The 13,926-nt window shown below is 42.3% G+C and carries 15 protein-coding genes and 1 tRNA gene; 8 read left to right on the plus strand and 8 right to left on the minus strand.

The annotated features are described in order from the left end of the window. Window positions 1–32 precede the first annotated feature (32 nt). The 4 genes from ACN9MT_RS09235 to ACN9MT_RS09250 form a co-directional block, all read right to left on the minus strand. Window positions 33–923, minus strand: a complete 891-nt coding sequence (locus ACN9MT_RS09235) for a helix-turn-helix domain-containing protein (protein WP_426272115.1) — start codon at window positions 921–923, stop codon at window positions 33–35. A 7-nt stretch (window positions 924–930) separates the two neighbouring features. After that, window positions 931–1,818: a helix-turn-helix domain-containing protein gene (locus ACN9MT_RS09240; RefSeq protein WP_308101706.1), complete on the minus strand. Its 888-nt coding sequence runs from the start codon at window positions 1,816–1,818 to the stop codon at window positions 931–933. Between the two features lie 88 nt (window positions 1,819–1,906). Beyond that, a tRNA-Thr gene (locus ACN9MT_RS09245) sits at window positions 1,907–1,977 on the minus strand. A gap of 85 nt (window positions 1,978–2,062) precedes the next feature. After that, window positions 2,063–2,260 carry a hypothetical protein gene (locus ACN9MT_RS09250; protein WP_035407347.1) on the minus strand — a complete coding sequence of 66 codons (198 nt, stop codon included), beginning with the start codon at window positions 2,258–2,260 and terminating at the stop codon, window positions 2,063–2,065. Between the two features lie 156 nt (window positions 2,261–2,416). Here ACN9MT_RS09250 and ACN9MT_RS09255 point away from each other — a divergent pair, with 156 nt between their 5' ends. Both ACN9MT_RS09255 and putP read left to right on the plus strand, forming a co-directional pair. Beyond that, window positions 2,417–3,592, plus strand: a complete 1,176-nt coding sequence (locus tag ACN9MT_RS09255; protein ID WP_426272116.1) for a MalY/PatB family protein — start codon at window positions 2,417–2,419, stop codon at window positions 3,590–3,592. Window positions 3,593–3,853: 261 nt separating this feature from the next. Next, on the plus strand, window positions 3,854–5,326 hold the full coding sequence (gene putP, locus ACN9MT_RS09260) for a sodium/proline symporter PutP (protein WP_035396955.1): 1,473 nt from the start codon (window positions 3,854–3,856) through the stop codon (window positions 5,324–5,326). 56 nt (window positions 5,327–5,382) lie between these two features. On the opposite strand, the gene ACN9MT_RS09265 is transcribed toward putP, so the two are convergent. Both ACN9MT_RS09265 and ACN9MT_RS09270 read right to left on the minus strand, forming a co-directional pair. Continuing rightward, entirely contained in the window at window positions 5,383–6,174 is a 792-nt protein-coding gene (locus tag ACN9MT_RS09265; protein WP_426272117.1) for a class I SAM-dependent methyltransferase, read from the minus strand. A gap of 41 nt (window positions 6,175–6,215) precedes the next feature. Further along, complete coding sequence (locus tag ACN9MT_RS09270; protein ID WP_023468579.1) at window positions 6,216–6,530, minus strand: hypothetical protein; 315 nt, start codon at window positions 6,528–6,530, stop codon at window positions 6,216–6,218. A gap of 204 nt (window positions 6,531–6,734) precedes the next feature. Here ACN9MT_RS09270 and ACN9MT_RS09275 point away from each other — a divergent pair, with 204 nt between their 5' ends. From ACN9MT_RS09275 to ACN9MT_RS09285, 3 genes are all read left to right on the plus strand, one after another. Continuing rightward, a complete protein-coding gene (locus ACN9MT_RS09275; RefSeq protein ID WP_426272118.1) occupies window positions 6,735–7,217 on the plus strand; it encodes a GNAT family N-acetyltransferase in 483 nt (160 codons plus the stop codon). A gap of 124 nt (window positions 7,218–7,341) precedes the next feature. Continuing rightward, entirely contained in the window at window positions 7,342–8,040 is a 699-nt protein-coding gene (locus ACN9MT_RS09280) for a queuosine precursor transporter (protein ID WP_035407338.1), read from the plus strand. A gap of 57 nt (window positions 8,041–8,097) precedes the next feature. Beyond that, window positions 8,098–8,469 (plus strand): PilZ domain-containing protein, encoded by a 372-nt coding sequence (locus tag ACN9MT_RS09285; RefSeq protein ID WP_035407335.1) that lies wholly within the window; start codon window positions 8,098–8,100, stop codon window positions 8,467–8,469. Window positions 8,470–8,521: 52 nt separating this feature from the next. On the opposite strand, the gene ACN9MT_RS09290 is transcribed toward ACN9MT_RS09285, so the two are convergent. Then, window positions 8,522–10,192: a glycoside hydrolase family 13 protein gene (locus tag ACN9MT_RS09290; protein ID WP_056062112.1), complete on the minus strand. Its 1,671-nt coding sequence runs from the start codon at window positions 10,190–10,192 to the stop codon at window positions 8,522–8,524. A gap of 224 nt (window positions 10,193–10,416) precedes the next feature. Here ACN9MT_RS09290 and ACN9MT_RS09295 point away from each other — a divergent pair, with 224 nt between their 5' ends. The 3 genes from ACN9MT_RS09295 to ACN9MT_RS09305 are packed head-to-tail and all read left to right on the plus strand — an operon-like array spanning window position 10,417 to window position 12,359. Further along, on the plus strand, window positions 10,417–11,034 hold the full coding sequence (locus tag ACN9MT_RS09295; RefSeq protein ID WP_290786570.1) for a hypothetical protein: 618 nt from the start codon (window positions 10,417–10,419) through the stop codon (window positions 11,032–11,034). A 51-nt stretch (window positions 11,035–11,085) separates the two neighbouring features. After that, a complete protein-coding gene (locus ACN9MT_RS09300) occupies window positions 11,086–11,880 on the plus strand; it encodes a thymidylate synthase (RefSeq protein ID WP_029341960.1) in 795 nt (264 codons plus the stop codon). Further along, window positions 11,877–12,359 (plus strand): dihydrofolate reductase, encoded by a 483-nt coding sequence (locus ACN9MT_RS09305; protein WP_290775028.1) that lies wholly within the window; start codon window positions 11,877–11,879, stop codon window positions 12,357–12,359. Before ACN9MT_RS09300 ends, ACN9MT_RS09305 begins: the two co-directional genes overlap by 4 nt. A 46-nt stretch (window positions 12,360–12,405) precedes the next feature. Here ACN9MT_RS09305 and ACN9MT_RS09310 read toward each other — a convergent pair whose 3' ends face one another. Beyond that, window positions 12,406–13,923 (minus strand): diguanylate cyclase, encoded by a 1,518-nt coding sequence (locus tag ACN9MT_RS09310; RefSeq protein WP_426272119.1) that lies wholly within the window; start codon window positions 13,921–13,923, stop codon window positions 12,406–12,408. Window positions 13,924–13,926: the final 3 nt, after the last annotated feature.

The raw sequence follows: 13,926 nt of genomic DNA on the forward strand, positions 1-13,926 counted from the left end.
TTGTTTGGCAAGAAGGTTACGCATCCTATTTATCACTTCTCAAAAGTAAATAACATATACTTTTCCTTCATGCGAAGAATCATCTGTTTTCGAACATCATGCTCAAACGCATGGAACAACACATATGCGATGGAATACTGTTTTTGAAGTGACATTTCATCTTCACCCGATTGTTCGTGGTAGTGCGCGAGTTGATAATAAAAATGTCCAAATAAAAATGTATGGTTATGCATCAAACATAGTTCGTATCCTTTCTTAGCGATGACGATACTATCCTCAGACTTTTCTTGGTATTCAAGAATCTGACAATGATTAAAATAAATTTTCAGTAGCGCATTCAGATGAGCAGTCGACTGGAGCGCTTCAATTTCTTTTTCTAATTCCTGGTATACGGATTCTGTTAAATGAAATAGATCCTGTTCTGAATACATATTCGCAATTGCCATTTTGATTCGAATGAACAATTGGATGGAGTGCGACCACACTTCTTTTTCATTCAACAAGTTACTGAGTAGGCTCGCAGCTGTTCGAAAGTCAATCCGATTTTGTTTTAGATCAATGATCGTTTTAATGTAATTTTTTAAAATATCGACTTCAGTGATCATATTTTTTTCTTGTTGATTAATTCGCTCCATTGCTTCTTCGTACTTCTCTTCTCGAAGCAAATCGGATAAGAATTGATCAATTTGAAAAAATTGTTCTTCATCCGTATGTTCTTGAAATAATAAAGAAATGGGCACCTTTAACCTTTTGGCAATTTGTTGCAACAAATCGACAGTCGGTGAATTTAAGCCGTTTTCGATTTTACTGATTTCAGCTTGGCTACAAATATCTTCACATAGTTCATTTTGTGTCATCTGCTTCTCAATTCGCAGTTGTTTGATTTTTGTACCAATCGATGAAGTTAATGCAGTGATCTCCATCGTTTACTCACTCACTTTCATTAAGCGGAAATAAGAGATGTTCAGAAAAATACGTTTCAAGGATTTTTAAATAAGAGTGATTCTGAGTCGCAATAAAAAAGGAATAGGCGGTCGTATAGGCTTCCGTTGTATCTCGTTCCGATGCTTTTAATGCCTCTAACAAAATGCCTTTTTGAAAATAAAACTGTCCAAGATACGTTAAATCTTGCAATTGTTTCGTTTCTTTAATTACCTGCTCAACTTTCTGCAACCCTTCTTCGAATCGTTCAAACTCTACTAAGTTACGAATGAAATTATACATGATCTTCATTCGAATTTTTTTATATTCTCTCGTTTGATAAGGCAACTCTAATAATGCCTTGTAGATTTGATGAGCACGATTATATTCTTCATGGTTCGTATAAAGTACCGCTATCACCATCTGAATTCGTGTATAAAGTAAAAATGATTTTTCTTCCACCCGTTCCTCACTGACAACTTGCAACAAGGACGCAATACAGGTCCGAAAATCAACATTTCCTCTTTCATATTCAAGTAATTCTTGATGATAACGAATTAAAATTTGAGTTTCGACAGCGTTTTTTGATTTTTCATATAATATTAAGTCCTTTGCCATGTCTGAATATGTTTTTTCGCGTAAATGACGAATCATTCGTTGATCAATTTCGTTTAACTTATGTGACACGATTTCATCTTCAAAAAACAATGAAATCGGAATGCGCAGTCTTCGACAAATTTGCTGTAGTAAATCAATCGTCGGAGAATTTCGACCATTTTCGATTTTGCTGATCTCAGCCTGACTACAAATTCCTTCACAAAGTGCTTTTTGTGTCATTCCTTGTTTTTTTCGTTCTTGCTTGATCTTATCGCCAACAGAATGAATGACTGGATGCATGAAGTTCACTCCTCAATCAAAGATGAATCCATCATAAAAAAAGTCTTTCGTTTCAAGTATATATCACTTGAGACGAAAGACGCGTGTATGCTTCCGGCGAGAATCGAACTCGCACTGCAGCATTACCATTGCTGAGGTCTGCCATTAACCTACGGAAGCTTGTAAAATCTGTTTCTAGTATAACTTATAAAAAAAGACAAGACAAGAAGTCGACGTGATTTCCACGCAACTCCTTGTTACTTTTTTACAGTGTCGTTTTTGTTAATGAATTATCATAGACGACTAAAACCGAATAATGTTCATCCGCTTTAGACGCGACGAATGTTGAAAACTTCAACGTAATGATGGCGTTTGATCCAACACCATTGTTCTCAAAAAATTCGTTCAATCGTTCTTCTAATTCTTCAGGCGTTCGCCCGACAACTACTTTAGAATGTAACATGATCATCACTCCGTTCTGTTATGGTAGGTTCGAGTTAAATAATTGCCTGATCGAATAAATGTTAAACCTTTTATTTTCCGACTTGCTCCTTCCTCTCTTTATCCGCTATGGTGAAATGGAGCAGTTTAACTTAAAAAGAATAGGAAGTGAAGTCTGATGGAACAGATTAATTTCGATGAAACGATTGAGAAACGAAATACAGGATCCGTCAAATGGGACGGACTTCATTCACTTTATGGATCCGATGAGCTGATTCCGATGTGGGTCGCCGACATGGATGTCCGTCCACCGCATCATCTCACAGAACGGTTGACAAGACGTGCTGCTACAGGTCATTTCGGTTACTCGATGTTTGAAGAGGAAGCAAAACAAGCGATTCAGCATTGGTTTCTGAAGCGATATGACGTAACGATCACTACCGATTCCATTCTTTATTCGAACGGTGTAGTTCCAGGACTTGCCCATACAGTCCTAGCGCTAACTGAACCTGGTGATTCAATCATCATCCAGACACCTGTCTATCCACCATTTCATCAGATCATCCAGTCTAACCAACGGCAGATCGTTGAGAATCCACTTCTTTTAGAAGAAGAGACGTACCGGACGGATTTCTCGCTTCTCGAACAACAAATGCAGACTGCGCAGATGATGATTCTGTGTAGTCCTCATAATCCAAGCGGAAAAGTCTTTCCTAAAGAGGAATTACAGCGCATCGTAGCACTCGCGAAACAACACGATGTCTACCTTGTGTCCGATGAAATTCATGCGGATCTCGTCTATAAGGGTTCTTTGCACACACCAATTCTTGCCTTAGATTATGAAAAAATCATTTTGGTCAGCGCACCATCCAAAACATTCAATATTCCTGGACTTTACGCGTCTTATTTGGTCGTACCAGACACTTCGATTCGTCAACGGATCGAGCGTGTCCAGCAACGTCATTTTGTTCATCCAAACGCATTGGCTTCAACTGCTATTTCGGCGGCGTACGGAGATCATGCGAGTGAGCAATGGTTAGCGCAACTCCTTGTTTATTTGGAAGACAATCGTGACCATGCCGTCCGTCGTATTCGTCAAGAAATGCCGAAATTAAATGTCATCATTCCAGAATCTACATTCTTGTTGTGGATTGATTTCAAAGCACTTAATCTCGATAGCAAAACGCGCGCCGATTGGCTCGTTAAGGAAGCAAAACTCGCTTTGACACACGGTTCTTCATTCGGTTCCCATGGAGAAACGTTTGAACGCTTAAATATCGGTTGCCCTCGCGCACAGCTCGATCAAGCTCTAGACCGCTTAAGCGCTGCGTACGAACGATTTTGGAGCAATTAATTTGACTCGAATGACCTTAAATCATTAAGGTCATTTTTTAATACAGTGAATTATTCGGAATATTTTGATTAGTAGAACTTTAATAGGGACTAAAACCGTCCCAATCCCTTAAGGCACTAGGCGTAGCGGCACTTTTCATGAAAATGAAGTGACTTGCAAAGTCGTTTTATCCCCTGTAAGGTGGGTAACATATCATTTGGCGAACAAGTCAATACATGCTTGATCGCTGAAAAAACTATTGCATTTGGAGGATTTAACTTTATGACGCAAGAATGGATTTCGATCATCCTGTATCTTGTTCTCATGTTGGCAATCGGTTATTTTGCCTACAAGCGAACGACGAATACAGAAGATTACATGTTAGGCGGACGCGATCTCGGTCCAGGTGTCACAGCACTCTCTGCTGGTGCATCAGATATGAGTGGATGGATGCTCATGGGACTTCCCGGCGCCATGTATGCAACAGGTGTTTCAGCCCTTTGGCTCGCACTTGGTTTATTGATTGGATGTTACGTAAACTATATCGTACTCGCACCACGTTTCCGTCTCTATACGGAAATGGCAAACGACTCAATTACGATCCCTGATTTCTTAGAGAATCGCTTTGAAGACAAATCACGCGTGCTTCGTACCGTATCAGCACTCGTTATCATCATCTTCTTCACGTTCTACACATCAGCTGGAATCGTCTCAGGCGGAAAATTGTTCGTCAGCTCATTTGGATTTGATTACCACTATGGTATGCTCTTGACGATTGCGGTCGTAATCGCCTATACACTTTTCGGCGGTTTTCTCGCAGTTAGTTGGACCGATTTCGTCCAGGGCTGTATCATGTTCATCGCACTCGTTCTTGTACCGATCGTCGCATTGACCGACGTCGGCGGAATCGATGGTGCGTACAATTACGCTGAAAAATTAGACCCTTCATTATTTGACCCATTCAAAGGGACAACAGTTCTTGGAATCATCGGATTCCTTGCTTGGGGACTTGGTTACTTCGGTCAACCACACATCATCGTCCGCTTTATGGCGATTCGTTCTGTTAAAGATTTAAAAAGTGCCCGTCGCATCGGGATCGGTTGGATGTTCGTCTCTATCATCGGTGCGATGATGACTGGTCTTGTCGGGATCGCTTATTTCGAAGGACAAGGCAATGGACTCGGTGATCCGGAAACAGTCTTTATCCGTTTCTCGGATGTACTATTCCACCCGTATATCACAGGATTCTTAATGGCTGCGATTCTTGCAGCGATCATGTCGACGATTTCATCACAATTACTCGTTACTTCAAGTGCGTTGACAGAAGATTTTTATAAGACGTTCTTGAAAAAAGACGCATCGGATAAAGAACTCGTCCTGACAGGTCGAATTGCCGTTCTTGTCGTTGCCGTCATCGCAAGTATTCTCGCGTGGAATCCGTCAGCGACGATTCTTGCACTCGTCGGTTATGCATGGGCTGGATTCGGTTCTGCCTTTGGTCCGATCATCTTGCTTTCTCTTTATTGGAAACGGATGACGAAACAAGGTGCACTAGCTGGTATTATCTCAGGTGCCTTGACTGTCATCATCTGGGTTCAACTCGGACTTAGTACGACGCTTTATGAAATGGTACCTGGATTCTTCACAAGCTTGATCTTTACGGTCGTCGTCAGCTTGATGACGAAACAACCGGTCAATGCCGTTCAGGAAACGTTTGAAGAGATGGAAGACGAATTAAAAGACGCTGTTCAATAATCAGCAAATAACAAGTAAGACCTCTGCCGAAACATCGGCAGAGGTCTTTTTTTGACTTACAGTTCAATCACGCCATAATGCAACTTCGACGTCTTTCGCTTAGTTCGTTCAAACCCAAACCGTTCAAACAAGGGACTCTCATAATGTGCTTTTAACACGATGCGCTGACGTGCCACACGCTTCGCCTCCACCATCGCTTCCTCGGATAAGGCTTCATAATTCGCAAGCGTTCGTAAAGCATCGAGATGCGTCGATTCTTCGACGGTCTGTTCGAACATAGGATCAAAGTAGATGACATCAAAAAAATTATCCGGACATTCTTTCAAAAAGGCTAAATGGTGTTTGACTTTCACTTCGATTCGTCGCATCGCTTGATTGATCGGTTCGTAAGATTCTTCCCACCGTTTTAATCCATTCTTGACGACAAATGCTGTCTCAACCCGGCTTTCTAACCCGATGATCCGCCCCCGCTCTCCGATGGCATGACTCATGACGATGGCATCTGCTCCAAGACCAAGTGTGCAGTCAAGCACACGCATCCCTTCCGATAAGCGTCCGATTGTAACGAGAGGATCGCCTCCTCCTGCATCAATTTGTTTGATGCGAAACACCGCACTCGAAGGATGGAAAAAGAACGATGTGGTCTCACCTAGTGGATATAAATCAAGCCGTTGTTTATCGACGACAAGCACCGGTAATCCTGTCTCCTGTTGCAAGTGTTCTATGCTTTTTTTCTGACGCACGACATAGATAAAATGTATCGTCTCATCCGCTAACAACTGCTTCACACGATGATGCACGTCGTCAGTCGGACGAAGACATGTCGTCAGTCCAATGGTTGGTTTCATACTTATTTCCCCCATAAAAAAATAAGCTAGCCGGAGCTAGCTTATTTCTTTTTCTTCAATAATCCTTCGATATCTTCAATCAATGCTTTTTTCGAAATCAGGTCTTCTTGCTTTTCCTGTTCGACTTTTGCATCGACCGTCGTCCGCTTCATGAGTGCCTGAAGCGTTTCATCGATGCTTGACTTCAAATGATCGCGGTCTTCTTTATTAAGGGAAAGATCATGTTGAACTTCATCCCCTTGTTCATCTAATTGGCGTAAGCGTTCCGTCAATTGTTTCGCTTCACGATTCAAGTCCGAATACAATCGTTCGATTTGCTCTAGACGCAATTTGATTCCGTCACGTTCTGTGAACACGTTTTCCAGCCCCTTCCAGTATGCAGTTGTCTACATCATTACTTTACCATATTCCGAGGTAATTAAAACAATCACAAGATGATTACAGAATGACTTTTTTTAGATTTCTTCCTGCGGATCGATTCCAGTTAATTTTTGCAATTGCACGGAGGGTATCGCTATAATGTAAACGAAGCATCAATTGGGATGAGGGAGGATTTTGTGATGGAATTAAGACGTCGAACATTACGTCATGTCGATCAAGCTGAGTACGATCATTTCTTGAAGTATGGCGAGCAAGCATATGGACTGACTCCGCAAGAAATCAAAGGGTATGACCATGAGCTTGGAGAAGAGCGGGCTTTTGATTCCGTCGAGCACAGTTATCCTGAAGATTATTACTTTGATATCGTTGAAGCAGATACGATCGTGGGGCGGGTTCTGCTCTTAAAAATGGGTCATTACTTCCAACTCGACTTCATGGTGTTTGATCCCTATACGCGTCGGGGTCTAGCTACTCAAGCAGTTGCTGAAGCATTGACGTATTCCGGGGTACTAGATCGTCACGAAGTACGCGCGCGTGTCCTTGAACAATCACCACACGCTTCGTTTGCAAAACGCATTTTGGAAGCGAATGATTTTACGTCGATTGAGAACTATTACGTCAAAGGAAGACGTCGTCGGTACTCTCTGCAACGAATGGGCTAAAGACCGTCCGAAAGACCATGAAACTCATGGTCTTTTTTAATGCCCTTATCGCTTCATCACCTTTGACAGTTGATGAATTTCAGCGTACAATTTTCATCTGTATGAACAGAAAGGAGTCTACCTCATGAACGAATGGTTATGGATCCCTTCCATTTTATTAACGATGGGATTATTGATTTTCAGTTATTATCTATTTGGAAAGACCGGATTGTTGATGTGGATTGCCATCGCAACAATCATTGCAAACATTCAAGTCACACAAACCGTCGATATTTTTGGTTTCGTCTTCACGTTAGGAAATGTCGTTTATGGCAGTTGTTATTTAGCGACGGATATTCTCAATGAGAAATATGGCAAACAGGTCGCTCGAAAAGGTGTCTATATGGGTTTCTTTTCCTTGATCACGACGACCGTCCTCATGCAATTCAGTCTCTTGTATACCCCACTCGCCGATAAAGCAGCACTCGAAACATCTGATTCTTTACATCTACTATTCGGACTCCTGCCATGGATTGCTGTAGGTAGTCTTGCCGCTTATCTCGTGTCGCAATTGTTTGATGTCTTCATTTATTCGAAGATTCGTCAAAAGACAGGCGAACGAAAACTTTGGTTACGGACGACAGGATCAACTGTATTAAGCCAATTGCTCGATACGTTGACATTTTGTGCGATCGCCTTTCACGATATGCCATTCTCTATTTGGTGGCAAATCTTCATTACGACATATCTCGCAAAATTCGTCGTCGCCTGGTTCGCGACACCATTCATGTATTTAGCAAAGCGCATCCATCCGACGAAACGATCAACAGATGCTGCAGCCTGATAAAAAAGACTAGAAGAGTTTTGCGAATTGTCGGATAATGGGAATGGAGGTGCCTAGATGAAGATTAAACGTAATGAACCGTTTCGCTATACATTGAAAACACCCGTAACGGGCGAGTTTTATTTGCTGAAAAATGAGCAACGGACACCAAAAGGCTTGATGAAGATTCATAACATCTCACCAAATGGAATCGCAATCACTACTGCATTAAAACTGCCTCTTCAAAAATCAATGAAAATCGTTGTTGAGTTCTCGTTAATCGAAGGGCACGAGCCGCTCTGCATCGATGGATTTTTATTGCATGAGAAGCCTTCTGGTCCTGAGCGGTTGTACGGTATCCATCTTAATTCGACAATAACTGATCGCGAAAAAATTATTTCACAAGTGAAACAGATCGTGCAATTAGAACGGTCACTTCATAAAGACTAAAATGGCATCGCCCTACATTTGTAAGGGCAATGCCATTTTTTAATCAGAAAATTTAAGCGTCAAATGTTCGGAAAACGACAGATTCATATGGCCGTAATGTCAAGCCATCCGATGTATTGGTGTCAGCGTAGTTACCAATCACGCGATCCGTTGTCGCGTGAGAAATCGGTACATGAATGTCATGATCTGCAAACGAACAATAGATATACCACGTTTCTCCTTCAAGCGTCCGCGAATACGCGTAGACTTCCGGATGATCTTCAAGTAAGAGTTCATAGCGACCGTATACGACGAGTTCATGATCATGTCGTAGTCGAATCAATTGCTGGTAGTAATAGAAGATGGACTGTTCATCGGCAAGCGCCTGTTCCACATTGATGTCTGGATAATTCGGATTGACCTTCAACCACGGTGTTCCCGTCGAGAAACCAGCATTTTCCGATGCATCCCACTGCATCGGTGTCCGCGCATTGTCGCGTCCTTTAATATGGATGGAACGTAGTAGTTCCGCTGGTGATGCTCCTTGTGCCGTACGTTCTTTCCACATGTTCCGAATTTCGATATCTTCATAGTCCGTAATGTCTTCAAACGCGACATTCGTCATTCCGATTTCTTCGCCTTGATAGATATATGGCGTTCCTTTTAGAAGGTGTAAGAGCGTAGCGAGCATTTTAGCTGACTCGACGCGATACGTCGTATCATTACCAAATCGACTGACGACTCGAGGTTGATCGTGGTTGTTCCAATAGAGGGAGTTCCAGCCTGTTTCATGCAACGCTGTTTGCCATTTGGTGAAATTTTGCTTGAGTTTAAGCAAATCAAACGGAATGACATCCCATTTTCCGTTCGGACCTGAATCAAGATCCATATGTTCGAACGTAAAGACCATGTTGACCTCTTTACGTGCCGGATCCGTGTAAAGAATGGCATCATCTGTTGTTGCTCCCGGCATCTCACCGACTGTCAGGACATCGTACTTTCCAAACGATGCTTCGTTCATCTCATGTAGAAATTCATGGACACGCGGTCCATTGATATAGTGTTCTCCACCATCTCCATACAATGCTCCTGGATGGACCGTCGCATCGGGTAATCCAGGTGTCTTTGAAATCAAGTTGATGACATCCATCCGGAAACCATCGATTCCTCGATCTAACCAACGACGGATCATCCCATAAACCTCTTGACGCATCTGTTCATTTTCCCAATTCAAGTCAGGCTGTTTTTTCGAGAATAGATGTAAGTAATACTCATTTGTTGACTCATCATATTCCCATGCAGGACCAGAGAAAATCGAACCCCAATTGTTCGGTAATGAACCGTCTGGATTTGCTGGACGCCACATGTAATAATCCCGATACGGATTGTCCTTGCTTTGACGTGATTCCGCAAACCACCGATGTTCATCCGACGAATGATTGATGACGAGATCCATGACAATTTTGATATCTCGTGCATGCGCTTCATCTAGAAGACGATCAAAATCATCCATTGTTCCGAATTCCTTCATGATGGCTTCATAATCTCGGATATCATATCCATTGTCGTCATTCGGTGAATCATAGACTGGACTTAACCAGATGACGTCGATGCCAAGGGTCTTCAGATAATCCAATTTTTCAACGATTCCGTTTAAGTCACCGATTCCATCTCCATTTGAATCCTTGTAACTACGAGGGTAAATTTGATAAACGACACTATCATGCCACCATTTACGTTCCATCTTCTACACTCTCCTCTTTTATGTACCTGTCGTGCTACATATTGAGCAAACGATTGCATCAATTCGTAAAAGCGCTTTCAATTCTCACAACGTCATCTTAACATGTCCATAAGAGGTGCTCAAGTGAGAACTTTTACATATTTGATATCATGGAATATGAAATAGGGGCGTTTACCACATCTAATATAATGGGAAAGAACGGTATGGGAAAGGAGTGTGGGCGAATGTATCGTCGGTATTTGCTCTTCTTGGTCTGGGCGATTGCCATTGTCTTTATCTTGTTATTTGGAAATAATCGTGTCTTTCCGGAAGGTTTCTTAATTTCATTTTTACGTTTCGATCAAAGTCAATTTGATACTTCCGCATTAAGTTTGTTTGCTTTACTTGGTATTTATCCATTTGCTTTCTTTTTATTATTTTTAGATGAAAAACGATTCATGCGACCAGGACCGCTCGTTGCAAGCATAGGGTCGTTCTTCTTAGGTGCATTCGTTTTAATGCCCTATGTCGCACTCGCTATTCCAAGGAAAACCTTTTTACCGTTTCAGCGTCGAGGTTGGATTCCAACTGTCGTCGCTTTACTGAGTGTCGTGACGACATTATTGCTTTGGCTTGCCCTCGCACGTGCCGATTGGAATATTTTCCGTATTTATTTCGAGACGAATCAATTTGTTCGAACGATGACAGTCGATTTATTACTGTTTTATATTCTTCAGGTTTATTTATTACGACGCATTCGTCTTCGAAATGAACAATCATTGCAATGGCAAGACGGCATTCCTCTTTTTGGTCTATTCCGCTATCTGTTCACAAGACATCTGCCAGCTTCCTCAAAATCGTGATGGTTTATGGTACAATGGAAATTGGATTTTTTTAAAAGGAGCTGTCATCCGATGGAACAATATCATGCACTTTGCGAACACATTTTGGAACACGGAACAAAAAAGGAAGACCGGACAGGAACGGGAACGCTGAGCGTGTTTGGTCACCAAATGCGCTTCTCCCTTCAAGATGGCTTTCCGCTTATTACGACGAAAAAGCTACATATGAAGTCGATCATCCATGAGTTGATCTGGTTTATTTCGGGTGATACGAATATTCGTTACTTGCAGGAAAACGGAGTGCGCATTTGGAACGAATGGGCAGATGAGAATGGGGATTTAGGACCTGTGTATGGGGCACAATGGCGTTCTTTTCCACGTCCTGATGGAACAACGGTCGATCAACTCGCACAAGTCATCGAACAAATCAAGACGAATCCGGATTCCCGTCGTTTGATCGTCAGCGCTTGGAATCCTGGACAAGTCGATGAGATGGCGTTACCTCCATGTCATCTCTTGTTCCAATTTTATGTCGCTGACGGAAAACTGTCCTGTCAGCTGTATCAACGTTCTGCCGACGTCTTTTTAGGCGTACCGTTCAATATTGCATCCTATGCCTTACTGACACATATGATTGCTCATGTGTGTGGACTCGAAGTCGGTGACTTCGTCCATACGCTCGGAGATGCCCACATCTATTCGAACCATGTGGAACAAGTCAATCTTCAGTTGACACGTACCCCTAAAAAATTACCGACGCTGCGCTTCGCTCGAACAGTCGATCGTATTGAAGACTTCCGCTTCGAAGATATCATCATCGAAGGATATGATCCTGATCCGCATATTAAAGGTGTAGTGGCTGTATGATTACACACATCGTAGCGTACACGAAAAATCATGTCATCGGACGCGATAATGCCATGCCGTGGCACCTTCCATCTGATTTAGCACACTTTAAGCGTACGACGCTTGGTAAACCGATCATCATGGGGAGAAAGACGTTCGAATCAATTGGACGCCCGTTACCTGGTCGAGAGAACATCGTCATCACGCGTGATCAAAATTATGTAGTAGATGGCGTGACAATTTGGCATGATTTATCTACCTTACACCCATATGTTGATTCAGAGGAAGAAGTCTTTTTGATTGGTGGAGGAGAATTATTTGCTCAAACGCTTCCTCTCGTACGGCGCATCTATGTAACAGAAATTGATGCGACGCTTGAGGGAGATGTCTATTACCCCGAGATCCCGTCTACTTTTCAAATCACGTCTGAAACGCATTATGATGCAGTAGAAGGAAATGATTACTCCTTTGTCATTCGTCAATATGATCGATCATTATAAAACCAGCCTCTTCCATCCGAATAGCGGAAGGAAAAGGCTGGTTTTTTTACGGTATTTGCATAATCCACTCTGTGATCCATTCTTCCACTTCTTGATCTACATGAGTTACCATCACATAATCGGTAGCACCTCGAGATAAGGCTTCTGCAAGACGATCATCTTCTTGTTCTGTCACGACCAAAACATCAATGATTGAATCTCGTTGTTTTCTCCATTCTTCTAGTCGCAGAAAGTTCTCGATCGCTAATTGATCAAGCGAAAGAATCGCCAGTTGTAGTTGTGTTGTCTGCTGATCGTCTAATGGAACCACTTCGAAGTGGTATTTGGGATGATCGGGTAGATCCAACTGACGGACTTGTTTAAGCAATCTTTCCTCGACACGGATAGACACAGATAATTTTTCAATCGATATTGAAGTAGAGTAGGAAAGGACTTGGTTACGTCCATTACGTTTTGCTTGATATAACGCTTCATCTGCCTCCGCCGTCGCTTGAGCAAGCGTCGTATGTATATCAAATAAAAAGGATAGACCAATCGAAACAGTAATTTTTAATCCATTCGCAAAAACATGTCGTTCGATACGTTCATGTATTTTATTCATATTAGCGATTGCTTGAGGCAATGTTTCTGCTGAAAACAGTAAAATGAATTCCTCACCACCGAAACGAATGAACTCATCGTCGAGACGAGCCGCTTGTTGAACGACGGTCGCTAGTTCGGATAGGACTAAGTCTCCTGTCGGATGTCCATGTAAGTCATTGATTCGTTTGAAGTGATCAAGATCAAAAATCGCTAATCCAAATGTTCGTTGTTCACGTTCTAAACGTGCTGTGCGACGATCAAATGCATTCTGAAGGTATTTCCGATTATAAGCCCCTGTCAATTCATCGACCAAAATTGTTGACGATACAACTCTCAGTTTTCGTAAAAGTCGCGCAAGGCGGACATGACGTTCTTCATTCCTCACGGTTTCATCCCAATAATCATCGGCCCCCATCTCATAACTACTTTGTCGGACTTCTGATTGGCTCGGACCGACGATGATGATCGGAACGAATGCGGATTCCATCTGCTTCATGAGCTTTTTGAACACTTCCACTGAATCAGTGATACATGCATAATCGATGATGACGGCGTCCATCGTAATGTCGTGTGACATTGATAAGGTATCTTCTACCGAGCTAAAAAAACGTGACATATAGCGCGCTTGTTCCAGTGACTTTTTCCATTTGATATTCTCAAGAAAACGTTTTGTCACAGTGACGACTAATTGCTTTCGGATCCGGTTAGCACGTGAGCGCTCTGATAACTGATCGACGATAGGTTGCAATAATTCTTTGACGCTTGACTGATCAATGACAACGTCTACTCGTTCCCAAGTAATTTTTTCATGGCTTACTTGATCGGCGAGTCCCTTAAAGAGTTCCTCTCTGCCGAGTCCTTCTATCCAGCTCGCCAATGCAAGCAATTCTGATCGTGGTACAGCCGGCATCCGAAGTAATGTCTCTACCATGTTGATCGTTTGCTGTAATTGTTTTTCTGCCCGCTTTCGATTTTGCTCCATGCA

The organism is Exiguobacterium sp. R-17, from assembly GCF_049913315.1.
Lineage (GTDB): Bacteria > Bacillota > Bacilli > Exiguobacteriales > Exiguobacteriaceae > Exiguobacterium_A.